21 protein-coding genes and 1 tRNA gene are annotated in these 24,233 nt (G+C 71.8%); 10 read left to right on the forward strand and 12 right to left on the reverse strand.

Features of this window, described 5'->3' with window-relative positions:
- Genes OG965_RS33205 through OG965_RS33220 form a run of 4 tightly spaced genes read left to right on the forward strand, consistent with a single transcriptional unit; the run spans position 1 to position 1,967 of the window.
- On the forward strand, positions 1-435 hold the full coding sequence (locus tag OG965_RS33205) for a roadblock/LC7 domain-containing protein (protein WP_101391062.1): 435 nt from the start codon (positions 1-3) through the stop codon (positions 433-435).
- Between the two features lie 2 nt (positions 436-437).
- Entirely contained in the window at positions 438-809 is a 372-nt protein-coding gene (locus OG965_RS33210) for a DUF742 domain-containing protein (RefSeq protein ID WP_067166125.1), read from the forward strand.
- Entirely contained in the window at positions 787-1,401 is a 615-nt protein-coding gene (locus tag OG965_RS33215; protein ID WP_371655750.1) for an ATP/GTP-binding protein, read from the forward strand. Before OG965_RS33210 ends, OG965_RS33215 begins: the two co-directional genes overlap by 23 nt.
- Positions 1,398-1,967: a GAF domain-containing protein gene (locus tag OG965_RS33220; protein ID WP_266985702.1), complete on the forward strand. Its 570-nt coding sequence runs from the start codon at positions 1,398-1,400 to the stop codon at positions 1,965-1,967. Before OG965_RS33215 ends, OG965_RS33220 begins: the two co-directional genes overlap by 4 nt.
- Before the next feature lie 26 nt (positions 1,968-1,993).
- Here OG965_RS33220 and OG965_RS33225 read toward each other — a convergent pair whose 3' ends face one another.
- Entirely contained in the window at positions 1,994-3,199 is a 1,206-nt protein-coding gene (locus OG965_RS33225) for an acyl-CoA dehydrogenase family protein (protein WP_371655751.1), read from the reverse strand.
- 610 nt (positions 3,200-3,809) lie between these two features.
- Between OG965_RS33225 and OG965_RS33230 the strand changes: the two genes are divergently transcribed.
- The 5 genes from OG965_RS33230 (at position 3,810) to OG965_RS33250 (ending at position 12,187) form a co-directional block, all read left to right on the forward strand.
- Positions 3,810-4,994 (forward strand): Gfo/Idh/MocA family protein, encoded by a 1,185-nt coding sequence (locus OG965_RS33230; protein WP_371655752.1) that lies wholly within the window; start codon positions 3,810-3,812, stop codon positions 4,992-4,994.
- Positions 4,995-5,102: 108 nt separating this feature from the next.
- Positions 5,103-5,179 (forward strand) — tRNA-Pro (locus OG965_RS33235).
- A gap of 186 nt (positions 5,180-5,365) precedes the next feature.
- Positions 5,366-7,588 carry an NADP-dependent isocitrate dehydrogenase gene (locus OG965_RS33240; protein WP_371655753.1) on the forward strand — a complete coding sequence of 741 codons (2,223 nt, stop codon included), beginning with the start codon at positions 5,366-5,368 and terminating at the stop codon, positions 7,586-7,588.
- Positions 7,589-7,869: 281 nt separating this feature from the next.
- The gene (locus tag OG965_RS33245; RefSeq protein ID WP_371655754.1) at positions 7,870-8,913 is read left to right on the forward strand and encodes a trypsin-like peptidase domain-containing protein; all 1,044 of its coding nucleotides are present in this window, start codon (positions 7,870-7,872) and stop codon (positions 8,911-8,913) included.
- A 3,034-nt stretch (positions 8,914-11,947) separates the two neighbouring features.
- A complete protein-coding gene (locus OG965_RS33250) occupies positions 11,948-12,187 on the forward strand; it encodes an acyl carrier protein (protein WP_371657128.1) in 240 nt (79 codons plus the stop codon).
- A 71-nt stretch (positions 12,188-12,258) separates the two neighbouring features.
- On the opposite strand, the gene OG965_RS33255 is transcribed toward OG965_RS33250, so the two are convergent.
- The 10 genes from OG965_RS33255 to OG965_RS33300 all read right to left on the reverse strand — a co-directional run bounded on the left by OG965_RS33255 (position 12,259) and on the right by OG965_RS33300 (position 22,050).
- The gene (locus OG965_RS33255; protein WP_371655755.1) at positions 12,259-12,621 is read right to left on the reverse strand and encodes an ArsR/SmtB family transcription factor; all 363 of its coding nucleotides are present in this window, start codon (positions 12,619-12,621) and stop codon (positions 12,259-12,261) included.
- Between the two features lie 75 nt (positions 12,622-12,696).
- On the reverse strand, positions 12,697-13,422 hold the full coding sequence (locus OG965_RS33260) for an SDR family NAD(P)-dependent oxidoreductase (protein ID WP_371655756.1): 726 nt from the start codon (positions 13,420-13,422) through the stop codon (positions 12,697-12,699).
- 73 nt (positions 13,423-13,495) lie between these two features.
- Complete coding sequence (locus OG965_RS33265; protein WP_371655757.1) at positions 13,496-14,872, reverse strand: aldehyde dehydrogenase family protein; 1,377 nt, start codon at positions 14,870-14,872, stop codon at positions 13,496-13,498.
- Positions 14,872-15,969 (reverse strand): phenazine biosynthesis protein, encoded by a 1,098-nt coding sequence (locus tag OG965_RS33270; protein ID WP_371655758.1) that lies wholly within the window; start codon positions 15,967-15,969, stop codon positions 14,872-14,874. Before OG965_RS33270 ends, OG965_RS33265 begins: the two co-directional genes overlap by 1 nt.
- A 216-nt stretch (positions 15,970-16,185) precedes the next feature.
- Positions 16,186-17,052: an inositol monophosphatase family protein gene (locus OG965_RS33275; RefSeq protein ID WP_371655759.1), complete on the reverse strand. Its 867-nt coding sequence runs from the start codon at positions 17,050-17,052 to the stop codon at positions 16,186-16,188.
- 4 nt (positions 17,053-17,056) lie between these two features.
- On the reverse strand, positions 17,057-17,914 hold the full coding sequence (locus OG965_RS33280) for an NAD(P)H-binding protein (protein WP_371655760.1): 858 nt from the start codon (positions 17,912-17,914) through the stop codon (positions 17,057-17,059).
- A gap of 44 nt (positions 17,915-17,958) precedes the next feature.
- Positions 17,959-18,645: an FmdE family protein gene (locus OG965_RS33285; RefSeq protein ID WP_371655761.1), complete on the reverse strand. Its 687-nt coding sequence runs from the start codon at positions 18,643-18,645 to the stop codon at positions 17,959-17,961.
- Positions 18,646-18,707: 62 nt separating this feature from the next.
- Complete coding sequence (locus tag OG965_RS33290; RefSeq protein ID WP_371655762.1) at positions 18,708-19,325, reverse strand: hypothetical protein; 618 nt, start codon at positions 19,323-19,325, stop codon at positions 18,708-18,710.
- The gene (locus OG965_RS33295) at positions 19,322-20,782 is read right to left on the reverse strand and encodes an adenylosuccinate lyase family protein (RefSeq protein ID WP_371655763.1); all 1,461 of its coding nucleotides are present in this window, start codon (positions 20,780-20,782) and stop codon (positions 19,322-19,324) included. The genes OG965_RS33290 and OG965_RS33295 overlap by 4 nt, the downstream gene beginning before the upstream one ends.
- Entirely contained in the window at positions 20,779-22,050 is a 1,272-nt protein-coding gene (locus OG965_RS33300; RefSeq protein WP_371655764.1) for a Glu/Leu/Phe/Val dehydrogenase dimerization domain-containing protein, read from the reverse strand. The genes OG965_RS33295 and OG965_RS33300 overlap by 4 nt, the downstream gene beginning before the upstream one ends.
- Before the next feature lie 144 nt (positions 22,051-22,194).
- On the opposite strand from OG965_RS33300, the gene OG965_RS33305 reads away from it, so the two are divergent.
- The gene (locus tag OG965_RS33305; protein WP_371655765.1) at positions 22,195-22,668 is read left to right on the forward strand and encodes a MarR family winged helix-turn-helix transcriptional regulator; all 474 of its coding nucleotides are present in this window, start codon (positions 22,195-22,197) and stop codon (positions 22,666-22,668) included.
- A gap of 366 nt (positions 22,669-23,034) precedes the next feature.
- Here the strand turns inward: OG965_RS33305 and OG965_RS33310 are convergent, their stop codons facing one another.
- Positions 23,035-24,144: a nitric oxide synthase oxygenase gene (locus OG965_RS33310; protein WP_371657129.1), complete on the reverse strand. Its 1,110-nt coding sequence runs from the start codon at positions 24,142-24,144 to the stop codon at positions 23,035-23,037.
- Positions 24,145-24,233: the final 89 nt, after the last annotated feature.

Below are 24,233 nucleotides of genomic sequence, written 5' to 3' on the forward strand. Positions count from 1 at the left end.
ATGGCGAGCGATGCGCCGACCGGACACGTCTCGGACCTCGACTGGCTGCTCAGCGGACTGGTCCAGCGGGTGCCCTACACACGCAACGCGGTCCTGCTCTCCTCCGACGGGCTGGTGAAGTCCGTTCACGGTCTGGACGTCGACAGCGCCGACCACATGGCGGCCCTGGCCTCCGGGCTCTACTCGCTGGGCCGCAGCGCGGGTGCGCGCTTCGGCGACGGCGGCGAGGTCCGCCAGGTGGTGGTGGAGCTCGACTCCACGCTGCTGTTCGTCTCCACGGCCGGCTCGGGCACCTGTCTCGCCGTGCTCGCCGGACGCGAGGCGGACGCGGCGGTGCTCGGGTACGAGATGGCGATGCTGGTGAAGAGCGTACGGCCCTACCTCGTGACGCCGGCCCGGCAAGGCGCCGGTACACCGAGCGGCACGAGGCACTGAGCGTGCCGGCCCCGCAGGACGGCCCATGGCTCGACGACGCGGCCGGGCGGCTGATCCGTCCGTACACCGTGAGCAACGGCCGCACCCGACCGACCGCCACGCTGGACCTGCTCTCCCAGGTGATGGCGACCGGGCAGCCGCCCCAGACGCACCTCGGGCCCGAGCACTCCCAGGCGCTCGGGCTCTGCGAGGGGCCGACCTCGGTGGCGGAGATCGCGGCCCATCTGCGGCTGCCCGCCGTCGTCACCAAGGTGCTGCTGTCCGACCTGGTGGACTGCGGGGCGGTGACGGCCCGCGCGCCCCGCTTCCACCACACCCCCACCGACCGTTCTCTGCTGGAGGCAGTGCTCGATGGCCTACGACGAAGGCTCTGACGTCAGCCCAGCCGTGGATCTCTTCCCCACCGCGCTGAAGATCCTCGTCGCCGGCGGCTTCGGGGTCGGCAAGACGACCTTCGTGGGCGCGGTCAGCGAGATCGAACCGCTCTCCACCGAGGAGCTGCTCACCACGGTCAGCGTGGCGCACGACAGCCTCGAAGGGGTGGAGTCCAAGACCACCACGACGGTCGCCATGGACTTCGGGCGCATCACGCTCGACGACCGGCACGTCCTGTACCTGTTCGGCACGCCCGGACAGGAGCGTTTCTGGTTCATGTGGGACGAGCTCTCCGAGGGCGCGCTCGGCGCGGTGATCCTCGCGGACACCCGGCGCCTGGAGGACTGCTTCTCCGCCGTGGACTTCTTCGAGCGGCGCGGGATCGGCTTCCTCGTCGCGGTCAACGAGTTCGACGGGGCCTACCGCTACACCCCGGACGAGGTCAGGTCCGCCATAGACCTCAAGCCGGAGGTCCCCGTCGTGCTCTGCGACGCCCGCATCGGCAGCTCCGGGATCGGGACCCTGGTCACCCTGGTCCAGCACCTGCTGTCCACCTTCCCGGCCGCCACCAGCCATGGAGCGCACACATGACGTACGACCCGACCGGCCATCTGCTGCTCACCCCCGTCGACCGGGAGGCGCCCGTCCGCGTACAGCGGCTGCGCCAGCTCGGCATGGGGGAGCATCCGGATCCCGCGTTCGACGAGTTCGCCCATAAACTCGCGGAGGTCACCGCGGCGCCCTATTCGATGGTCAACTTCATCGACGAGAACCAGCAGTTCTTCGCCGGGCTGCACACCCCGGAGGGGGCGCACGCGGGCACCGATCTGAACGCGGTGGCCGCGTCGGGCGGGGTGAGCCGGTTCATGGCCCGCGACCACGGCTACTGCCCGCACGTCGTGGTGCGCCGCAAGGCCCTGGTCCTGGAGGACGTCTGCGACTACCCGCGCTTCGCGGGCAACCCGGTGGTCGACGAGATCGGCATCCGCTCCTACCTCGGCGCCCCGCTGATCGACCGGACCGGGATCGCGCTCGGCACCATCTGCGTCGTCGACACCGAGCCGCGGCCGTGGGGCCGGGCCGGCCTTGAGACGATCAAGTCGATGGCGGCCGAGCTGATCGAGCAGATCCACCGCCGGGAGGACGGCGGCTTCTGACCGCCGCCCCGCCGGTTCCTGTGCGGTCAGTGGGCCGCCGCGAACTCCTCCGTGCGTACGACATCGGAGAGCCGCTGTGACCACTGGCCCTTCGCCGTACCCAGCGCCACTTCGGCCAGCCGCAGCAGCTGGACGTCCGTGGTGCCGGCCGGGGCGGAGATGTGGTGCGCGTCCCGCAGGTACCGCTCGATCGGGCGGTCGGTGAAGAGACCGGCCGCCGCGTGGATCTCCATGGCGCTGCGCGCCGAGTCGAGCGCGGACTCCACGTTGACCACCTTGGCGTTCATCAGCTCCGCGTCGCACGGCAGGCCCTGGTCGAGCAGGTGCACCGCGTGGTACGCGGCGAGCCTGGCCGTCATCAGCCGGGACTGCAGCTGCCCCAGCTTGATCTTGATGTTGGGCAGTTCGTACAGCGGCTTGCCGTAGCGGATCCGCTCGGTGCAGAACTTGGTGGTCTCCTCCAGGATCGCCCGGTGGATCCCGAGCGAGACGGCCGTCAGATTGGCCCGGCCGTACAGCACGCTGGAGGAGTAGGCCACGGCGAGTCCGTCGCCCTCCTCGCCCAGCCGGCTCTCCACCGGCACCCGGCAGTCGTCGAAGTGGAGCTCGCCGAAGCTGAAGCCGTGCAGGCCCATCGTGTCGCGCTGGGCGCCGAGCGAGAACCCGGGCCGGTCGGGCTCGACGAGGAACGCGGTCAGCCCCCGGGAGCCGGGGCCGGTGCGGACGACGACGCCGTGCACATCGCCGACATGGCTGTTTCCGACGTACACCTTGCGGCCGTTGAGGATGTAGTCGTCGCCGTCGCGGACCGCGCTCGCCGTCATCCCCAGCACATGGCCGCCGGACTCGGGCTCGGTCACGGCGATCGTCGGAAGGCAGTCACCGGCGGCGATGGCGGGCAGCCAGTGCTTCTTCTGCTCCTCGCTGCCGAAGTGGACTATCTTGGCCACTCCCAGCTGGGAGGCCTGCGCCATGGCGCCCATGGCGCCGCTGACCCGGGACAACTCCTCGATGATGATGGTCTTCCCGAGGTGTCCGACGCCCATTCCCCCGTACGACGGGCTGACGGTGGCACCGATCCAGCCCTGCCGGGCTATCAGCCGGGACAGGTCGTACTGGACGGAACGTGCCGCCTCCATCGCCGCTATCCGGGGCCGGATCTCGCCTTCCGCGAACTGCCGTACACGCTCCCGTAGTTGGTGGTGCGGGCGGCTGCTGAAGTATCCGTCCATGGCGAGCCCTCCTCCGCGAAACGCCTGCTCGTAACGGTGTTCGAGCAGGTGGTGCATCGGCAGTGGTCCCCGTCCCGAAGAGGCCGACCTCATCATGTTGTTGATCATTCGGTGGCGCTTCAACGTCCTTGTCAACTTTGGCCAAAACGCGGCGTGTTGACGTTTGACTACTGGTGTGTTCTGTGAGGTCGGCCTCCTCGGTTCCACTCGGTTGGCATTCCCCGGTCTCCACTTTTTGCCACATGCCAAGGGCAAAGGTTTCGTGGGCATCCGGCACTGAGGGACAGGTTCTGGTCCCAGATGTGTACAGGAATGGCATCCAGGAGCACGCCGGGACGCGATTGGGCGCCGGGCGTGAACGCAATCGGACGCCCGCAGGCCGCCCGTCGCGCGGCCTCCGGTCTGTGCGAACCTGATCGTTTCGCCCTGCGACGGCCAAGCCCCGTTCCGGACCGGCGCGTTGGAGTGCCGTCAGGTGGCGGCGGCGCGAAATAGTTGTCCCAGGCGCATAGTCCGGCGCGCGGCACCGGGTCGGGCGCCGATGTCATCATCGGGCACCGGACCCCCCGGCGCGCCGGGCCACCAGGCCCAGACCGTAAGGAAGTTGACCATGACCGACCTCCGTATCGGCGTCCTCGGCTTCGGCCTGCGCGGCAGCCTCGCCCGCGTCGCCCACCGCCCGGGCCGCGGCTCCGTCGTGACCGCGCTCGCCGACCCCGACCCCCGGGCCCGCGCGGAGGCGGCCGGGGCCTTCCCCGACGCCACCATGACCGGCGACCACCGCAAGGTCGTCGAGGACCCCGACATCGACGCGCTGCTCGTCCTCACCCCCGACCACACCCACGCCGACATCGCCTGCGCGGCCATGCGGACGGGCAAGCCGGTCTTCGTGGAGAAGCCCCTGGACATCTCGGTCGAGCGCTGCGACACGATCCTGCGCACGGCGTACGAGACCGGGTCGCGGCTGTACGTCGGCCACAACATGCGCCACATGCCGGTGGTCCGGCTGATGCGCGACCTCGTCGAACGCGGTGCGATCGGCACGGTCAAGACGGTCTGGATCCGCCATTTCGTCGGCTACGGCGGCGACTGGTACTTCAAGGACTGGCACGCCGAGCGCGCGAACACCACCGGTCTGCTGCTCCAGAAGGCCGCCCACGACATCGACGTGCTGCACTGGCTGGCCGGCGGCTACACGCGCGACGTCCAGGCGATGGGCGACCTCATGGTCTACGGGGACAATCCGCACCGGCGGGCGGAGGGCGAGCCCAAGGCGGACGACTGGTACACCAAGGACGGCCACTGGCCGCCGCACACCCAGCGCGCCCTGAACCCGGTGATCGACATCGAGGACGTCTCGCTCCTGAACATGCGCCTCGACAACGGCGTGCTCGCCGCCTACCAGCAGTGCAACTTCACCCCCGACTACTGGCGCAACTACACGGTCATCGGCGACGCGGGCCGCCTGGAGAACTTCGGCGACGGGCCGGGCAGCCGGGTCAAGGTGTGGAACGCCCGGCGCTCCCACTTCCGGGACGAGCCCGACGAGGTCCACGAGGTGCCGCCCGCCCCGGACGGCTCGGGCCACGGCGGGGCGGACCCGCTCCTGATGGACGAGTTCCTGCGCTTCGTACGCGAGGGCGGCCGCACCGACACCTCGCCGGTGGCCGCCCGGATGGCCGTGGCCGCGGGCTACCAGGCGACCATGTCGCTGCGCGACGGCGGCACACCCCGGCGGGTCGAGCCGCTGGACCCGGAGCTCGCCGCCTATTTCGCGGCCGGTCAGGTCCGCTGAGGCGGCCCGCCGGATCCGACGGCCGAAAGGGGTTCGTGACCACCGGTCGAAGTGCGGTATTGTTCTGGTGCGCGTTCGGCCGGGGGAAACCCCAGGTCAGACGGGCATCGGGACGTGGCGCAGCTTGGTAGCGCACTTGACTGGGGGTCAAGGGGTCGCAGGTTCAAATCCTGTCGTCCCGACCAGCGTTTTCGCAGGTCGGAAGTCGTCTTCTCCATCGGAGAAGGCGGCTTTCCGTGCGTTCGGGCACAGTTTTCCCCGCTTTTCCCGCCGTTCTTCCCGTATCCCCGGGCCGGGCCCCTGTCCGGCCGGGGTCCGTCACGAGATATCTTGATGTCGAGCAATGTTGCATACGTGGAGTGGAGCACCCGGTGACTGACTCGACCATCATCTACACCCACACTGACGAGGCGCCCGCGCTGGCGACGTACTCGTTCCTGCCTGTGGTCCAGGCGTATGCCTCGACGGCCGGGGTCACGGTGGAGACGCGGGACATCTCGCTGGCCGGGCGGATCATCGCCCACTTCCCGGAGTACCTCCAGGAGGGGCAGCGCGTCGACGACGCCCTCGCCGAGCTCGGCGAGCTGGCGAAGACGCCCGACGCGAACATCATCAAGCTGCCGAACATCTCGGCCTCGATCCCGCAGCTCAAGGCGGCCGTCGCCGAGCTGCAGGCGCAGGGCTACGCGCTGCCGGCCTACCCGGACGACCCGCAGACCGACGAGGAGCGCGACATCCGCTCCCGCTACGACAAGGTCAAGGGCAGCGCCGTGAACCCGGTGCTGCGCGAGGGCAACTCCGACCGCCGCGCCCCCGGCTCGGTCAAGAACTACGCCAAGGCCCACCCGCACCGCATGGGCGCCTGGACCGCCGAGTCGAAGACGAACGTGGCGACCATGGGCGCCGACGACTTCCGCTCCACCGAGAAGTCCGCGGTCGTCGCCGGGGCCGGCTCGCTCCGTATCGAGCTGGCGGCCGAGGACGGCACCACCACCGTGCTGCGCGAGTCCGTACCGGTCCTGGCGGGCGAGGTCGTCGACGCCTCCGTGATGCGCGTCGCCGCGCTCCGGGCGTTCCTCACCGAGCAGATCGACCGCGCCAAGGCCGAGGGCGTGCTGTTCTCGGTGCACCTCAAGGCCACGATGATGAAGGTCTCCGACCCGATCGTCTTCGGTCACGTGGTGCGCGCGTTCTTCCCGCAGACCTTCGCGAAGTACGGCGAGGCGCTGGTCGCCGCCGGTCTGTCCCCGAACGACGGCCTCGGCACCATCCTCAAGGGCCTGGACTCCGTGCCGCACCTCGGCGCCGAGATCAAGGCGTCCTTCGAGGCCGAGCTCGCCGAGGGCCCGGCCCTCGCGATGGTCGACTCCGACAAGGGCATCACCAACCTGCACGTCCCCAGCGACGTCATCGTCGACGCCTCCATGCCGGCCATGATCCGCACCTCCGGCCACATGTGGGGCCCGGACGGCCAGGAGGCCGACACCCTCGCCGTCCTGCCGGACAGCAGCTACTCCGGTGTGTACCAGGTCGTCATCGACGACTGCCGCGCCAACGGCGCCTTCGACCCGGCCACCATGGGCTCGGTCCCCAACGTCGGTCTGATGGCGCAGAAGGCCGAGGAGTACGGCAGCCACGACAAGACCTTCGAGATCGCCGCCGCGGGCACCGTCCGCGTCGTCGACACCGAGGGCAACGTCGTCCTGGAGCAGCCGGTCGCCGCCGGTGACATCTTCCGGATGTGCCAGACCAAGGACCTGCCGATCCAGGACTGGGTCAAGCTCGCCGTCACCCGCGCCCGCGCCACCGGCGACCCGGCCGTCTTCTGGCTGGACGCCGAGCGCGCCCACGACGCCGTCCTGATCGAGAAGGTCAGGACGTACCTCGCGGAGCACGACACCGAGGGCCTGGACATCAAGATCCTGTCCCCGGTCGAGGCGACCGCGTTCTCCCTGGAGCGCATCCGCCGCGGCGAGGACACGATCTCCGTCACCGGCAACGTGCTGCGCGACTACCTGACCGACCTGTTCCCGATCCTGGAGCTGGGCACCAGCGCCAAGATGCTCTCGGTCGTCCCGCTGATGAACGGCGGCGGCCTCTTCGAGACGGGCGCCGGCGGCTCCGCCCCCAAGCACGTCCAGCAGCTGGTCAAGGAGAACTACCTGCGCTGGGACAGCCTGGGCGAGTTCCTGGCCCTCGCGGTCAGCTTCGAGCACCTCGCCACGACCAAGGGCAACGCGCGCGCCCAGGTCCTGGCCGACACGCTCGACCGCGCCACCGGCGCCTTCCTCAACGAGGACAAGTCCCCGAGCCGCAAGCTCGGCGGCATCGACAACCGCGGCAGCCACTTCTACCTGGCCCTGTACTGGGCCCAGGAGCTGGCCAACCAGACCGGCGACGCGCAGCTCGCGGAGGCGTTCGCGCCGCTGGCCAAGACGCTGGCCGAGCAGGAGCAGACCATCGTCGGCGAGCTGATCGCCGTCCAGGGCTCCCCGGCCGACATCGGCGGCTACTACCAGCCCGACCCGGCGAAGGCGGCGGCGGTCATGCGCCCGTCGGCGACCTTCAACCAGGCCATCGCGACCCTGGCCTGATCCGACAGCGGCACCCGTACCGCCCCGGCCGGCACTGCGCCCGGCCGGGGCGGTCCCCTTTTCCGGGGCCCCTCCCGGGATTTCCCCGACCGACCTTCGCGGACCGCCCGCGAAAGCGCCGCCGCGCTGGCACGATGGGGAAATTCCGGCGCCGCGCCAGCGCTCCGCCGGAGGTGCGGATGTTCGTCTGCGGGTCGTCTGTGGCTGGTCGCGCAGTTCCCCGCGCCCCTCAGGGCGCGCCGTATCGCATCGGACTTTCACCAGGCTGCTCAGGGGGAGCAATGGTCGAACTCACCGTGGAAGAGCGTCAGCGGCTCGTCACCCTGCTGGCCGCCGTGCCGGTCCTCGGCTCCCCGTCCGGGCGCGCCGAGATCCTGACCCTGGCCGGTCTGGGCGATCTCGTCCCGCACATCGACCTCGAAGGCGCCACGCTCGTGGCGGTCAGCCGCGTCGTCACGCACCTCTCCGCGTACGGCAGGGTCTCCTACGACAACGAGGCCCTCGGCCTCCTGCTCAATGTGATCGCCACCCTCACCGGCAAGGAGCAGCAGGACTTCATCGCCGCCCTGCTGCTGCGCCACCGCATGATGGTCCCGGTCTCCCCGGCCCCGGCGGTCGCCGCCTGGAAGGGCGCCACCAGCCCCGAGGGACTCGAAGAGAAGATCATCGCCGCCAATACGCTGCGGCCGGTCCACTTCCTGGAGCTCGCCCTGGCCGCCGCCCGGCCGGTCTGCCAGATCGTGGTGGACCACACCACCGGCCGTTGGACCGGCACGGGTTTCCTGGTCGCGGACGACCTGCTGCTGACCAACGAGCACGTACTGCCGCACGCGGACCTGCTCGGCAGCGCCCGCTTCCTCTTCAACTACGAGGACGACTCGGCGGGCCGGCCGCGCCCGGTGCACGCGGCCCGCGCCACCGGGCGGCTGTACCTCGCCGACACGCGCTGCGACTTCGCGCTCGTCGAGCTCGCGGAGAGCCCCGGCAGAGAGTGGGGGCATCTGGAGATATCGGGGGCGCCGCCCCGGCAGGGCGACCGCGTCAACATCGTGCAGCACCCCGCCGGGCGGCCCAAGCAGATCGCGTTCCAGAGCAACTTCGTGGAGTACGTCGACGCCGACGTCGTCCAGTACGTGACGGCCACCCTGCCCGGCTCCTCCGGCGCCCCCGTGCTCACCGACGACTGGCGGGTCTGCGCGGTCCACCACGCCGGCGGCAACCTCCAGGAACCCGCCACCGGCAGCTACTACTACCGCAACGAGGGGATCCTGCTCAGCCGGATCCTGCGGGAGCTCCCGTCCGACGTCCGCTCCCGCCTCGGCTGATCACCCGGCGCACCCCGGAGAGACCGCCATGCCAGATTCCGACCGCGCCGGGCTGCGCGGCAGACTTATCCAGAGCTTCGCCACGCTGCCCGGCATGAACGACCCCGGGCAACGGGCGTTCCTCCTGGAGAGCGCCGGATACGGGGAGTCGCTCCAGCACGTCGCCCCCGCCACCACCACCGTCTCCTTCTTCACCTCGGTCGTCGCCCAGGTCGCCCGGGACGGCCCGCGCGCCCTCGCGGACTTCGTGCGCGCGCTCGCCGCGGTGGCGGTCGTCGGCGTGGACCGCAAGGAGGCGATGGCCCGGCTCGCCGACGAGGTCGCCCGGCTCGACCCGGCCGACCTCGACGCGCTCACCGCCACCGGCACGCCCTTCGCCGGGCTGCGCGAGCGGGCCCGGCGCACCACCCTGCGGGAGATATCCGAGATCGGCTCCAAGTACCTGCGCGAGCTCTACTTCCGCCACCACGAACTGGAGGACCGGGTCGAGGAGTTCCTGGCCAACGACAGCACCTGTCTGCTGGTGGTCTCCAAGCCCGGCCGGGGCAAGACCAATCTGCTCTGCTCCCTCGCCGAACGCCGCCTCGACGACTCGCCGGTGCTGCTGATGTCGGCGCGCGTCCCGGTCTCCGAGCCGCACGGGCTGCTCAGCCTGATCGCGACCCGCCTCGGCTACGGCACCGACTGGCCCGGCTGCTTCGCGGACCTCGCCCGCACCGCCGCCCCCGGCCGCCCGCCGCTGCTGCTCCTCGACGCGATCAACGAGTCCCCGGCCAAGCCGGACGCGATGAAGGCGGCGCTGCACGAGCTGCTGCGGCAGGCCGAGAGCGCCGGGGTGAAGGTGGTGGTCACCTGCCGCACCGACTTCTGGCAGTTCTACCGCGCCCCGTTCTGGGCCAGCTACGTCTGGCAGCGCGAGCCCGCGCAGAGCGGCCCCAGGGCCACCCCCGCGACCCGGGTCGAGGACGTACCGCTCTTCCCCCTCGCTTCCTTCCCCGAGATCGCCGCCGCCTACTTCAGCGCCTTCGGCATCCGGGGGCAGCTGCGCGGCGAGGCCGCCGAGCGCTGTCGGCACGCCCTGGTGCTGCGCATCCTGTGCGAGGCGTACCGCGACCGCGACATCGGCGTGGTCGAGGACTTCCGGCTCTTCCGCCTCTTCAAGCTGTTCTGGGAGCGCAAGATCGAGCAGGTCGCGTACGCCACCTCCCTCAAGGGGAAGGGTGCGGTGGCCGAACTCGTCCTGGACGTGGCCAGGTTGATGCGGCAGAGCCGCTCCACCTCGGTGCCGCGCAGCGCCGTCGCCGCCACCCTGCGCGCCACGGCGGCCGAGCTCGACACCAGCGACTCGCTCTACAGCCGGGTCATCGACGAGGAGATCATCCTTGAGGAGAGCATCGACGACGAGATCGGGGTGCGCAACGTCGTCTTCATCTACGACCGCTTCGCGGAGTACGTGCTGGCGCTGAGCCTCTACCTCGACCAGGGCTGGGAGGCCAAGCACCCCGACGACATCGCCGCCGACGCGCTCGTCCTGATGGCGCAGGAGCCCGGATTCGCCACGCTGCGCGGCGCGCTTGAGTTCCTGGTGCTGCGCCTGGAGGACCGCAGGGCGGCCGACGAGGCGCACACCGCGGTGATCCGGGCCATGCTGGAACGCGACTGGAAGTGGCGGGGCATCGGCACCCAGCTGGTCTTCCAGCTGGACCCGCACCGCACCCGGTTCTGGGACTTCGTGTACGAACTCGCCTCGCAGGAACACTATTTCGTACGCCGAATCGTCGCCGACCAGATGGACCGCCTCGCGGTGACGGGCGGGCCGCAGGTGCTGCGCTCCCTCAACAGGCTGCTGTGGGACGGGAATCCGACCGTACGGGCGTCGGCGCGGCGCACCCTGCTGCGGCTGCCCGACGACGTGGCGTCGGAGGAGGTCCGGCTGCTGCTGGCCCGCCCGGACGGCGACGCGGTGGAGCTCGCGGCACGGCTGCTGGTGGGCACTGCGGAGACCGGTCCGGGGCTGTCGGCCGAGCGCGTGGCGCAGGTGGCCGCCGAGCACGCCTCGCACGGGCGCCTGCCGGACGCGGTCCTTGCCGTGGTGGAGGAGACCCGGGGGATCGCGTACACCGAACTGCCCTGGCTGGCCGAGTGCGAGGAGGTGTTCGCGGCGGCGCCGGGACGGGCGGCCGAGCGCTGCCGCGAGCGTGTCCGGGCGATCAGGCTGCGCCGGGAGGCCGAGCTGGAGCAGGACAGGCTGTTCCTGCGGGAGTTGTACGAGCGGATCGGCCGGGCGCGCGGCGCGGCCGAACTGTCGGTGGGACGGAGTGCCGCGACCACGACCTTCCTGAATGCCTTGTGGGAGCGGATGAAGGCCGAGGGCGTTCCCGGGCCCCGGCTCAAGCGCCTTGAGGCGGAGTCCCGCGGCTGGCTGTTCACCTCCGCGATGAACGACCTGTGGCATATCGGCCGGGAGGTCCTCGGCTCGCCGGGCCTGAGGAGCGGCCCGCGGGAAGGCCGCTACGAATGGGTCCACTTCTGCCTGCGTACGGCCGGTCGGGCCGGACACCACATGGATGAGCGCGAGGCCCTCGCACTCGCCCACCCCGAGCAACTGGTGCTCTGGATATGGGAGAGCGAGCAGGTCAGACGGGCGCGGGTGAGCGGGCTCGACACGCTCGTGGCGCGTCTGGAGAGCGTGCCGGTGGCGCGGCTGGCCGAGGAGTTCGAGGTGTACCAGCACCAGGAGCAGCTGGCGCAGACCTCGCTCGCCGATCTGCTTGAGGCGCTCTGCCGGGTGCTGCGCGGCAGCCCCACCGCCCCCGCGCAGGCCCTCGCGCCGCTGGTCGTCTGGCACGAGACCCGGGACAGCCGGGTGGTCGACTCGGCGCTCGACGAGCTGCACTGGATGGACCCGGACGCGTTCTGGTTCCTCCTGCAGTCCTTCCTCAACCATCCCGACCAGCGCCTGATCGACACGGCCTCGCGGGCGGGGGAGCGGGCCGAGCAGACCGACGAGAGCGGGTCGGACCGGCGCCGGGAGATCCTGGACGGCCTCGCGGAGATCATCAACGAGATCGCCGGGATCCCCGTCGAGGAGGTCCGGATGGGGGCGCGCTTCAACGAGGACCTGGAACTCGACTCGCTGTCGATGGTGGAAGTGGTGGTCGCGGCCGAGGAGCGTTTCGACCTCCGTATGCCCGACGAGGACGTCGTGGGCGTACGGACGGTGCGCGAGGCGGTGGACTACATGATCAACGCGCCGTCCCACAGGCGCAGGTGACGTGGGGTCAGTTGACGCGTACGGCCGCGCGCCCCGCCGCCATCGTGGCTGTGCGGCGGCGGATCAGCTCGTCAGTCGTGCGGCGGGAGGGCGCCGAGCTGGTGGTCGGCCACGTTCAGCGCCTCGTCGACCAGGCGCCGCAGATGGCCGTGGCGCAGTGAGTAGACCACCCGGCGGCCGTCCTTGCGGGTCGCCACCAGACCGGCCAGGCGCAGCTTGGCCAGGTGCTGGCTGACCGACGGGCGGGCGGCCCCGCAGGCCTCGGTGAGGGTGGTGACATCGGCGTCGCCCGCGCCGAGCTCCTTGAGCAGGGCGAGCCGGGTGCGGTCCGCGAGCAGCGTCAGCACGGCGACCGCGACGTCCAGGCGCGCGTCATCGCCAGTGGTGTGCGGGTGCGGGGAGTGCGCATCTGACAGGTTCTCGCTCGCGCTCATCTCCCCATCGTAGAGGGCCGGTACGGGCTCGCCAGGTGGCCGGCCCGCACCGGTTCGCTGTTCAAAGACAGGCTCTCAGCGGGTCGGTATCACGCCGCCGTCGACGCGGACGACCTGTCCCGTGATGTGCCGGGCGGCGGGCGACGCCAGGAACCGTACGACCTCCGCCATGTCCTGCGGCTGTCCGGCCCGGCCCACCAGGGTCTCCGCCACCCGGGCCTCGTGGAACTGCTCCGAGCGGCGGTCGCGGAAGAACTCCGTCTTCTCGACGTAGCCCGGCGCGACCACGTTGCAGGTCACCCCGCGCGGCCCGAGCTGGCGGGCGATGAAGATGTTCCAGCTGTTCATGGCCGCCTTGGCCGCGCCGTACGAGCCCGCGCCCCGGTCGGCCGCGAAGGAGCTGATGTTCACCACGGCCCCGCCGGAGGCGAGCTGCTTGTCGACGGCGGCCGTGGTCAGCACGGCGCCGAGCAGATTGGCGTCCAGGTTGGCCCGCCACCGCTCGGCCAGGCTCCGCAGATCGCCCGGCGGCGGGGCGTCGAACTCCCGGTTGCCGCCCGCGTTGTTGACGAGTACGTGCAGGACGTCCGGCAGCCGGTCGCGGAAGGCCTCCAGCTGCTCGGGGTCGGTCACGTCGCAGGGCAGCGCCGTCACATGGCCGTCGAGCTCCTCGGCGGTCCGCAGCAGCACGTCCTCGCGGCGGCCGCTGATGACGACGTGGTCGCCGTCGGCGAGGAACGCCGCCGCTATCGCCTTGCCGATGCCGGTGCCGCCACCGGTCACCAGGACGGTTCGAGTCATCTCCACACACTCCAGGGGTCGTTGCAGCGAGGTAGGGCGGGGTCGCGGGCCGCACGTGTGGCGCGGGCCCTGCTCAGGCCGAGGTGCCGAAGGCCCGGGCCTCCATCAGCTCGTGGCTCAGATAGCCGTCGTGCGGACTGGTCCGGCCCGCCTGGTACGTGGGGATGGGGCCCAGCAGGACCTTGCGGATCGACCGCTCCCGCAGCGCCTCGCGCGCCAGCGGCTCGTCGCCGCCGAGGATGGTGAGCGCGAGCGTGTCCCGCAGCGGGCCGAACCCCTGCTCGCGCCGCCACGGCAGGATCCACACGCACGGGAACGAGAGCTCGATCCGGGCGCCGGGGTGGTCCGGGCGGTCGCAGAGCAGTACGGCGGGCCGCAGCGCGCCCGACCCGTCCCCGAGGTCCGCCACCGGACCCTCGGGGTAGAGCTTCGCCGCCACGTCGACGGCCCCTTCCAGCCGTCCCTCCAGGTGCTCCCGCAGTGCCCGCGCCTGAGCGAGCGGCAGCACCGGCACCTGTGCGTCGGGCGACTGGGGCGGCGCCGGGGTGAGCCGTGCCAGGCGCTCGGCCACGGCCGCCGCGAGGGCCGCCGGGTCGGCGTCGGTGAACACGGCGGTCGCGTTGGTGCAGCGCATCCCCGCGTCGTAGCCCACCGACCGGCAGATCACGTCGACGGTCTGCTCGGTGATCTCACCGGTGTGCAGCAGCTTGGAGCGGCCCGGGCCGCGCAGGATGACCCGGCGGTCCTCGCCGTAGCGCCGGGCCGCCGCGTCCCCGCCGAAGACCAGGCTCAGATCGGCGGCCTCGACCAGCGCGTCCCCGGTGGCGTGGCTGCCGGGCAGCAGCGAGAGGTAGTGCGGGGCGACGCCCGCGTCCAGGAGCGCGGCGATCATCCGGGCCGGGGTGAACGGATCCCGTGTCCCCGGCCGCACCACCAGCCGGTACCCGCAGGCCAGCGCCGTGAGCCACTGGGTGTGGGTGCCGGGGTTGTTGCTGGGCGCGATCACGGCGAGCACGTCGCCGCGCCGCGTCCACACCGTGGAGATCTCCCCGGGGACGGGCGTGGCCGAGGCACCGGTGGGGCGCTCGGCCAGGAACCGCGCCCCCACGCCCGCGAACGTCTCCGCGACGTCCCGCAGCGAGTGCCGGGCCACCGCGACGGGCACCCCGGCGACCCGGGACTGGAGCTCGCAGTAGGCCTGCGGGGAGAGCCCGTTGAGCGTCGCCGTCTCGAAGAGCTCACCGGCCGCCGCGATGCGTTCCGGCTCCGGCGTCCGCTCGGCCCCGGCCCGCGCGTCCGCGACGGTGAGGCGCGCCAGGAGCGGCGGGGCGAGGTGGACGAGCGCCAGCAACGTGCCGTCGACGCCCGTGAGTTCGGCGCGCTCGGCCGAGTGCCTGGGCAGGCCCGCCCGGATCAGCGGGATCTCGTGGAGGTCCTTGGCCTCGGCCATCAGTAGACCCCCTCGACCACGGAGGTGCCCGCCGACTCGTAGGGGCGGACCCCGGAGAGCTCGATGCCGGGGAAGCCGTCGGCCGAGGCCCGGCGGGTGGCCAGGTCGCGCTCCAGGGTCGGCGGGGTGAAGTAGTCCCGGGTGAGCACGGTGATGACGACCCGGCCGTCCTCGTCGTCGGCGACGATCCGGTCGGGCTGTGCGGGGTCGACGAGTTCGACCACGGTGTACGGATAGAACGGGCGGAAGACGCACGGTGCGGCGTCGCCGGGCCGGGGGGTGCGCTGGGGCGCCACGCCCATCATCGTGTTGCCGTACGCACCGGCCAGCTTGGCCTGCGGGAACAGCTCCTCGTCGATCAGGCGCAGGGTCTCGCCGTCCATGCTGGTGCCGCCCCAGATGATGCCGCGCACGCTCTCGCGCAGCAGGGCGAACACGTCCTCGCGGGCGCCGATGGACTCCAGGATGCGCGGGGTGGTGGAGATGCCGCGGATGTCCTGGGTGCGCAGGACGTCCTTGACCTGGTCGAGGATGTGGTCGACGTACCTGCGGAACTCGGTCTGGCGCCCCTCGCTGACACAGCGTCGCACCCAGCGCGGGTCGAGGTCGACGAAGTAGCAGAGCATCCCGCGCAGTTCGGAGAGGGTGGAGATGTTCTTGGCCATCACGTGCGGGCCCGTCGGGCCGATGTGGAGCCAGTTGCCCTCGCCGGAGGGGAACCCCTGCTCGTCGAGCAGTCGGCTCTGCCACTCGACGTTGCGGCGCCGCGAGGTGGCGTCCACGATCCGCTTGGGCGCACCGGTGGCCCCGCCCGACTCGTAGATCCCGTACCGCACCCCGGGCGCGCTGCCGCGCGGCACGAGCTGGTCAGCCGGTATCCGGCTCCAGTCGACCGGCACGTCCGCGAACAGGCGCAGGTCCGCGAGGCGCTGGACGTCGGTGCGCGGGTCGAAGGAGAAGCCCTTGGCGCGTTCGACCCAGTACGGGCTGCCGGTCAGCGGCGAGAAGTGCCACTCCATGGTCGCGCGGACGAGGTCGTCGATGTCGGGCAGCTGGTCAAGTGGGGGCTCGAACACGGAAGTGAAGTCATCGGCCATCTCGGTTCGGTCCTGTCCGTTCTGGGTGGCGATCGGCGACCCGGCGTCGCAACGCGCGGCGGGCGTAGAACAGTTGACTGATTGTCAGAGGTGCTGATTGTTGGCAGTATGTTGAGCGCGGGAAGGGGCGTCAAGACTCCCCGCGCACCAGTGGGGAGCTGGTCGCGCGGGTGAGACGCCCTGGACGGCCGGGGGGCCGGGCCCGGCCCCCCGGTCTCACCCCGCGGATGGTGGCGCCGGACGGGCCCCGGGGCCGGGGAGCACCGCGGCCGGCCGGATGCCGTGTCCGGCGAAGGCGGTCAGAAGTGTCCTGGTGAGCCTCGGGCGGCAGATCACGGCGAGGGGCGCGGAGCGGCCCGGACGCCCTTCCGGCGGGCCGCTCAGCCTGCTCACCTGCAACCCCGCCGCCTCCGCCACCCGGAACAGTGCCTCGTCGCCCCAGTCCCACGCGCCCGTGGTGTGGATGTAGGCGTCGGCGTCGCCCTGGATCACCGCCAGGGTCTTGGCGCCGGGCGAGCCCATCGGGACCAGCTCGGCCCCGGTCTGGCGCACCACCGTACGGGCGAAAGGGGCCGGGTGCCGGGTGTCGACCACCACCCGGGGCCGCTGCCGGGGGATCGGCAAGGGGTGCCGCCACCCCGCGTCCCGGTCCGCCGTGCACACCACTTCGCACAGCGCGGGGACCGCGACGGCCGCGGCCACCACACCCCGCTCGCGCTCCCACAGCGCGAGCTGCACCGACCAGTGCGGATCCCCGTCGGCGTGATACTCCTCGGCCGAGTCCAGCGGCTCGACCAGCCACACCCGGCGTCTGCGCAGGGCGTCCGGCGGCCGGGAGGCCGGGCCGGTGAGCACGCCGTCGCGCGGATATCGGGCGCGGATCCGGTTGCGCAGCAGCAGCCCGGACCAGGTGCGGCCCAGCTGTGCCATTTTGGCGCCGCCGGGTGCGAGGCCGTCCTCGTGCTGCATGCGCAGATCGAGGAGCAGCCGTCCGGCCGCCACCGTGGCGCGGGCCGCGAAGCCCGCGGCGAGGAAGTCGTCGGCGACGACGGTCCGTTCGGCGGTACGCGGGGTCGCGGGCATCGGCTCAGCCTTCCGAGTCCGGCAGGAAATGGTGGAGGTGCGCCTTGAGGAAGTCCGCGACCGGGCGCGGCTCGTGCCCTGTGACACGGTGCACGTCCTCGGTCACCGCCTCGCCCGCGCCCTCGCGGAACTGCCCGAAGAGCGCGTCGAGTTCGGCCTCCCAGGGCCGGTGCTCCCGGGCCAGCCACGCCGCGAGCTCCGGTCCGGCGAGCTCGCTGGCCGAGACCCGTACGGACATCAGCCCGGCCAGCAGCTCCGCGAGCTCCGCGAAGGTGGGCGCGGCCGGGCCGGTGAGGGCGTAGGTGCGGCCCTCGTGGCCCGGCTCGACGAGCACCCGCGCGGCCACCTCGGCCACGTCGTGCTCGTCGACCACGCTGACGCCCCGCCCGCCCGCCGGGTCGACGAGCACCCCGCGCCGCCGCACCTCGGGCGCGTAGTGCCGGATCAGCTCCTGCATCGGGTAGTTGGGGGAGAGGATGGTGTACGGCAGGTCCCGCTTGGCGAGGTACCGCTCGGTGATCCAGTGGTGGCGCGCCCCGGGCGCGGGGCTGTCCTCCCGTACCGCCGCCTGCCACGGCGACATCTTCACCAGCCGCGCGCCGACGTCGGCGGCGACGTCCACGGCGGCGCTCTGGCACTCGACGTCGCAGGAGGCCGAGAGGAACAGGCTGGTGCAGCCCTCGGCGGCCGCCCTGACCGAGGCCGGGTCCGACAGGTCCCCGGCCACCACCCGCACGCCCGGCCCGGCCGGGACCCGCTCGGGGTCCCGGGCCAGGACGGCCACCTCCACATCACGTTCCCGCAGCGCGCGGACCACCAGTTGCCCGAGCCCGCCGGCCGCGCCGATCACGAACACTGTCACGGCCGCAGGGCCCCTTCCGTACGTACGCGCTCGGTCCTCATCGGTCAGTGCTTGTGCTCGTGCTTGTGCTCGTGGTGGTGCTTGTGGCTCTGCGGGTGGTGCCCGTGGTCGCCGTGCCCCTCGGGCAGCACCCCGCCGTGCGCGGCCAGGTGGCAGGCCGGGCAGACCATCCGGCCGCGGTGGTCGTGCAGCGTCTCGACGCTGGTGGGCTCGCCGCAGTCCACACAGAGGTCGGTACGGGCCAGGTGCTTGACGCCGGGCGCCGCGGCCTCGACCTTCTCGACCACCAGGATGTCGTCGTCCGCCACGCCGAGCAGCGCGGAGATCCGCTCGCCCTGCAGCCGCTCGAAGGCCGCCCGGTCCTCCAGGGTCGCGGTGCCGTCGTCGATCCGGCCGGCCAGCGCCCAGATCTCCTCGGTGCGGAAGACGATGCTGTCCGCCTTCGCCCGTATCCGCACCCCGGCGGAGCCGTCGCGCTCCCAGAGGGTGAACACATTGCGGCCCGCGTCCTGATGGATCAGGTTGCGCTTGCCGTACGTACAGCCCGTGAGCACCTGGAGCGCGTCGACCGCACACGCGTCGGTCTCGGAGACCAGGACCAGGGGCGTGCCCGGGTCCTTCAGGTCGAGGGCGGTGAGGGCGGCCTCCGCGACGCGTACGCCGAAGGCGGCGCCGGGGCATTCGTGGCCGTGGAAGCGGATGACGTCGTTATAAGCCTGGGTGCGATCCATGACGACCTCTTGATGAGTGAGAGACGGAAGTGTGCGGTACGGGTGCGGGAGGCCGGGGCTGTTCAGGCCCCGGCGGTACGCATTCCGGGCAGCGGCGGGACGATGCGGACGGTCGCCTCGCGGTCGTTGTCGCCCTCGAAGAACGCCCGCAGGACCGGGCGGTGCAGATCGACGACGGACAGGATGAACGTCCACTGGCCCGACTCGGCGGCCAGCACCCGGTCCAGACGGGTGCAGGTGTCCCGGACCGGATCGTGCGGCCAGGGCACGCGGTGGGTGTGGTAGTTGCCGAACAGCACCCAGCCGGCGTCGTCGCAGGCGTCGTCGATGTCCATCAGCTCGCGCGGATCGGCGATCCAGCCGCGCTGGTCCATCGGCGTCTCGGACGGGATGGCGTGCTCCTCGACCACCTCGTCCATCCGGGCGCGGTGGCCGCTGTCGTGGCGCATGTTGACGATGAGCGGGAAGACGGAGCCGACCTGGATGCCGCCCGGCACCGGGCGGCCCGCGAGCATCCCGAACGCCTTGCGCTCCTCGGTCTCGCCCGCCAGGTAGTGGCCGGTGAACTTGCGTACCGCGTGCGCCACCAGGCTGGAGTAGAGCGGACGGGGGAAGACGATCTCGCGGGCCCGGGATATCTCCCCGGTGTCCGGCTCGGCGGTCGCGGGCGCGGCGCTCATCGCGCGTCGCCGCCTTCCGCCTGCGCGGGCCGCGCCAGGGCGGCGCGGGCACCGGCCACCGCCCGGCCGGTCAGGGCGACGGATTGGCCGAGGTAGGTCGCCGGATCGAAGATCTCGTCGAGGGCGGCGGCGTCCAGCGGCGCGCCCGCGAGCCCGTCGCGGCCGGTCACCTCGCGCATGGAGGAGCCGTTCTCCCGTGCCGCCTGGACGAGTTCGTACACGTACTCATGGGCGGTCTGCTTGCCGATGTGCTTGCCGAGCGCCAGCATCAGCTTCTCGGTGGCGATCTGCTCGGCGACCGCGGAGACGTTGGTACGGATGCGCTCCGGCCGCACCGCCAGGCCGCCGATGAGGTGGGTGACGATCTCGCAGGCCGAGAGGGCGTAGTGCGAGGCGTCGGGCACACAGGCCCATTCGATGCGCAGCGACCGGGAGTCGCGCTCGTGGTCGCCGCCCATGCAGGCCAGCGCGTTGGCCATCTGCGCGGCCGCGAGCCGGGCCATGACGACGGCCTGCTCGCACGCCTCCGGGTTGCGCTTGTGCGGCATGGTGCTGCTGCCGACCTGGCCGTGCCGCCAGCCGATCTCCAGCTCGCCGAACTCGGGGCGGGACAGGATGCGCACCTCGTCCCCGATCCGGCCCATCGTCCCCGCGACCATGGCGAGACACGACACGAACTCCACGACCCGGTCCCGCGACACGTGCCAGCCGACCGCCGGCGCCGCGAGCCCGAGGCGGGCGGCGAACGCGTCCAGGAGCGGCAGCGCCAGCTCGCCGAACCCGGCCATGGTGCCGACCCCGCCGAAGAGCTGGGCCGCGAGCACCCTCGGCCGCAGCTGCTCGATGCGCTCCAGATGCCGGACGATCTCGTCCAGCCAGCTGGCGATCTTGACGCCGAAGCCCATCGGCAGGGCGGGCTGGGCGTGGGTGCGGCCCAGGGCGACGGTGGCGCCGTTGGCCTCGGCCAGATCGGCCAGCTGCCCGGCGAGGGCCCGCAGCAGCGTCTCCAACTCGTCCAGGACGTCCCGCATTTCGAGGACCTGCGAGGTGTCCTGGATGTCCTGGGTGGTGGCGCCGTAGTGCACGTACTCGCCGGAGCCGCCCTCGCAGGAGGCCTGGAAGACCCGTAGGAATCCGACGAGGGAGTGGCTGGTGCGGCGGATCTCGGCCTGGATGGCGGGCAGGTCCAGCCGGTCCACGTGGGCGGCGTCCGCGATCATCCGGGCGGCGGCCGCCGGGATGATGCCCAGCTCGCCCTGGCTCAGGGCGAGCGCCGCTTCGACGTCGAGCCATCGTTGGTACCGACATCGGTCACAGAAGATGCGGTGGCTGGCCTGGGTGCTGTACCGGTGCCCGTAGAACCGCGAGTCGGTGATGTGACTGCGTAAGTGGGCGCACTCGGCGTCGGCCGGGGGCTGACTGGTGATCGGGGTCTCCGGCGAGGGTGCGGTGGTCATGACGGTCGCCTCTCGGACTTCAGCGGGGTACGGACGGAACGCCCCCGGCCACCCCGGGGCGCGGGGCGGGCCGGGCGGTAGGGACTTGCGCCGTAGGGCTTGTCGCCGGGCGACACGATCGCCGAGGCCGCGATGTCGGCGGCCACCTGACGGGGGCTCACCCGACGGTCGCGGGCTCCGCAGAGGATGTCCCCGACGAGCTCGCGCATCATCGCGCCGATGGTGTCGAGCACCTCGGGCGCCGTCGGTGTGGTGCGGGGCCCGAAGAGCGCCTCCATCGACGCCGAGCCGCCGATCCCGCCGATGAAGTCGGGGACGACCACGACTCCGCGGTCGAGCAGGAGTTGCTCGGCGGTGGTGCTCAGGCCGCAGTTGGCGCCCACGGCGACGATCGGCACCGGCAGCACCGCCGCCCGCGAGGGCGTGACCGCGTCCTCGCCGCCCGCGAGGACGAGTACGTCGGCGGGCAGCTCGAAGAGGGCCTCGCGGGGCAGCCGCATCGGCTCGGCCAGCAGGCTCTGGACCGGGCGGCGCTGGTCGAGGGTGAGCATGCGCGCGATGTCGAGGCCGCGCGGGTCGACCGCGCAGCCGTACTCGTCGGACACGACCGTGATCCGTACGCCCGCCTCCAGCAGGGCGAGCGCGGCGGCCCGGCCCAGGTTGCCGAAGCCCTGGAGGGCGACGCTGACCTGGCTGTCGCGGCGGCCGGTGTGGGCGGTGGCGGCGAGCGCGGAGTGGGCGAGGGCCTGGCCCGCCCGGCGCTGGCCGAGCGTCAGCAGGCCCACCCGGGTGTTGAGCAGGTCCATCCGGGCGCGGAACTCGTGCTCGGTGATCCGCTGGGCCCGCCGGACGGCGGTCTTGGCGGAGCCGATGCCGAGCGCGGCGGCCATCCGGTCGAGCTCCTCGAACCGGGTGCCCATGTCGCAGCCCATGCTGAAGCGGGTGGTGAGCTCTCCGGCCAGGAAGGCGACGAACCGGCGCAGCACTTCCACGCGGTGCGGCCCGTGCGGGTCGTAGGCGATGCCGCACTTGGCGCCGTCGACGTTGACCCCGAGCACGCGCTGCTTGAGCGTCATGCGCCCCGCGAGGGTCTGAAGGGTTTCGGCGGTGAGTCCGGCCTGCATACGGCACCCGCCCGCCGCGAGGCGGCAGTCGGTGGCGTCGTACACCAGGTAGCCCGGACAGTGCACAACCGGATCTGCATACTCGATGACGCTGACCATGGTTCCCCCGTCGGTCATGAAGAGCGCGCACGTGAAGGCGCGCAAATTGAGCAAGATAGATTGTCTGCTACAGTGACAATCAGGTGCTCTGTTGAACCGGGAGCATGGCCGACCGGTGACTTGGGAGTCAAGGGTCTTGATACGCGGCCCTCATGATGGACCGTCACCACTGGAGGGTGAACCGAAAAAGTGGTGGCGAAGAGGGAACCGAACAGTGGGACACAGCCGTTGTTCCAGGGGTTGCAAGGCTGGCACGGCTTCCTTCTCCGCAAGGCCGGCCAGCGCTTCACCGAGCAGGCCGAGCAGGCCCTGGTCCATCTGAACATCACGCTGCGTCAGTTCGGGGTGCTGAACGTGGTGGACTCCGAGCCCGGGATCAATCAGCGCATGGTCGGGCAGACCCTGCGCATCGACCGGACGACCATCGTCGGCCTCGTCGACGACCTGGAGCAGAAGGACCTTCTGGAGCGCCGTCGCGGCGCCGACCGCAGAACCTTCGCGCTCTATCTGACCGACCGCGGCACCGTGTGCTTGCGGGATGCCGGGGACCTGATGGTCAAGATCCACGAATCGTTCCTGCAGCCCCTGTCGGTGGCGGAGCGCGATGTGCTGCGTGAGCTACTGCAACGGCTCGCGGTCGCGGACGATTCGTCGGCCCTTTAGCGCGAAGCTCCGGGGTCAACGCCCCAATTCTCGTATACCAACGCCCTTTTGATGATCCGTCAGCCCATTGCTGTCCGTCACTCTTGCGCATCATGTGCAAGTACGCCAGTCTGGCAGTGGGCCTGTCGTCCTGCCCGTCTGCCCTACGGACGCCGTCCGCCCGGCCGCGTACGGCGCCCTAGGCGGCACCGCCCCCTGTCGGGGGTCATGGCGACTGCGTACATCAAAGGGTTCGGGCTCGCGGCGGATGACCCCGGCAGACGGAAGTACCAGAACATCTCAGATTCCCAGGGGACACCGCAGTACGCCCGCGACCCCGCGCCCGCCTACGTACGCCCCCCTCCCCGGGGACTCGGTGGGTGCGCGTCATGGCATGCGCCGAATCGATTCCCCGCGGGCCCGGGCGGCCGCCTCCGGATGGTGCGCGAACCCCGGCCGGAGCTCCACGGCGTCGTAGGTGCGGTGGAACACCTCGGTCGTCGCCCCCGACATCGGCGGCACGATCCACGACCAGTCGGCGGGCACCGAGCGGCCCTTGTTCTCCTCGCGCTCCAAGTGCCGTACGAAGCGCCGGGACTCCGTGTGGTGGTCGGCCATGGCGACCCCGGCCCGGTCGAAGGAGTGCAGCACGGCCCGGTTGAGTTCGACCAGAGCGCGGTCCTTCCACAGCGAGCGGTCGTCGGTGGTGTCCAGGCCGAGCCGCCGGGCCACGCGCGGCAGCAGGTCGTAGCGGTCGGTGTCGGCGAGGTTGCGGGCGCCGATCTCGGTGCCCATGTACCAGCCGTTGAAGGGCGCGGCCGGATAGTGGATGCCGCCGATCTCCAGACACATCCCCGAGATCGCGGGCACGGCGTGCCAGCGCAGCCCCCACTCCCGGCTCCACGGGTCGTCGGGGTGGTCGAGCGGCACCTCCAGGACGGCGTCCCGGGGCAGTTCGAAGACGCGAGGCTTGTCGTCGACGCCCTCCACGACCAGCGGCAGCACGTCGAACGCGGTGCGCGGGCCGCCCGGCCAGCCGAGCCGCAGCGCCAGGTCGGTGAGCCCGGCGTTGCGCGGGTCGCCCAGGACCCGGCCGTCCTCGGCGCGGTAGCCCGCGTACCGGATGAGCTGCTCGTTCCAGATGCGCGGGGCCGGGCGGCCCGGCGTGTCCGGGGCGAACACGGTGATCAGGGGCCGGATGCGGCCGCCGTTCGTGGCGTGGACCAGATGCTCGGCGCACGCCTCGGCGATCGGCTCGGCGTCGGTGAGGCCGCGCAGATCGCGCACCCGCAGCGAGCGCCAGTAGAGGCGGCCGATACAGCGGTTGCTGTTGCGCCAGGCCACCCGGGCGCCGAACGTCAGCTCCTCGGTGGTGTGCCGGTACGTCCCCGTGGCGCGGATCTCGTCGCGTATCTCCGCGAGGCGGCGCTCCGGCCTCCCCAGCGCGGGCTCCTCCGCGCGGTGCAGCCGGACGAACTCGGCGGCCTCCCGCCACAGCGCCCCTTCGGCCGGAGACGGGCCGCCGCGCGCGGGACGCCCCGGCCGGCGCCTCGGCCTGGCGAGGAATTTCCGTATCACGCGCGCAC

The organism is Streptomyces sp. NBC_00224 (assembly GCF_041435195.1).
Classification (GTDB): Bacteria; Actinomycetota; Actinomycetes; order Streptomycetales; family Streptomycetaceae; genus Streptomyces.

Coding starts and splice junctions, on each gene's coding strand:
- OG965_RS33205 (WP_101391062.1), top strand. CDS start 1: ATGGCGAGCGATGCGCCGACCGGACACGTCTCGGACCTCGACTGGCTG.
- OG965_RS33215 (WP_371655750.1), top strand. CDS start 787: ATGGCCTACGACGAAGGCTCTGACGTCAGCCCAGCCGTGGATCTCTTC.
- OG965_RS33220 (WP_266985702.1), top strand. CDS start 1,398: ATGACGTACGACCCGACCGGCCATCTGCTGCTCACCCCCGTCGACCGG.
- OG965_RS33225 (WP_371655751.1), bottom strand. CDS start 3,199: ATGGACGGATACTTCAGCAGCCGCCCGCACCACCAACTACGGGAGCGT.
- OG965_RS33230 (WP_371655752.1), top strand. CDS start 3,810: ATGACCGACCTCCGTATCGGCGTCCTCGGCTTCGGCCTGCGCGGCAGC.
- OG965_RS33245 (WP_371655754.1), top strand. CDS start 7,870: ATGGTCGAACTCACCGTGGAAGAGCGTCAGCGGCTCGTCACCCTGCTG.
- OG965_RS33255 (WP_371655755.1), bottom strand. CDS start 12,621: ATGAGCGCGAGCGAGAACCTGTCAGATGCGCACTCCCCGCACCCGCAC.
- OG965_RS33260 (WP_371655756.1), bottom strand. CDS start 13,422: ATGACTCGAACCGTCCTGGTGACCGGTGGCGGCACCGGCATCGGCAAG.
- OG965_RS33265 (WP_371655757.1), bottom strand. CDS start 14,872: ATGGCCGAGGCCAAGGACCTCCACGAGATCCCGCTGATCCGGGCGGGC.
- OG965_RS33270 (WP_371655758.1), bottom strand. CDS start 15,969: ATGGCCGATGACTTCACTTCCGTGTTCGAGCCCCCACTTGACCAGCTG.
- OG965_RS33275 (WP_371655759.1), bottom strand. CDS start 17,052: ATGCCCGCGACCCCGCGTACCGCCGAACGGACCGTCGTCGCCGACGAC.
- OG965_RS33285 (WP_371655761.1), bottom strand. CDS start 18,645: ATGGATCGCACCCAGGCTTATAACGACGTCATCCGCTTCCACGGCCAC.
- OG965_RS33290 (WP_371655762.1), bottom strand. CDS start 19,325: ATGAGCGCCGCGCCCGCGACCGCCGAGCCGGACACCGGGGAGATATCC.
- OG965_RS33295 (WP_371655763.1), bottom strand. CDS start 20,782: ATGACCACCGCACCCTCGCCGGAGACCCCGATCACCAGTCAGCCCCCG.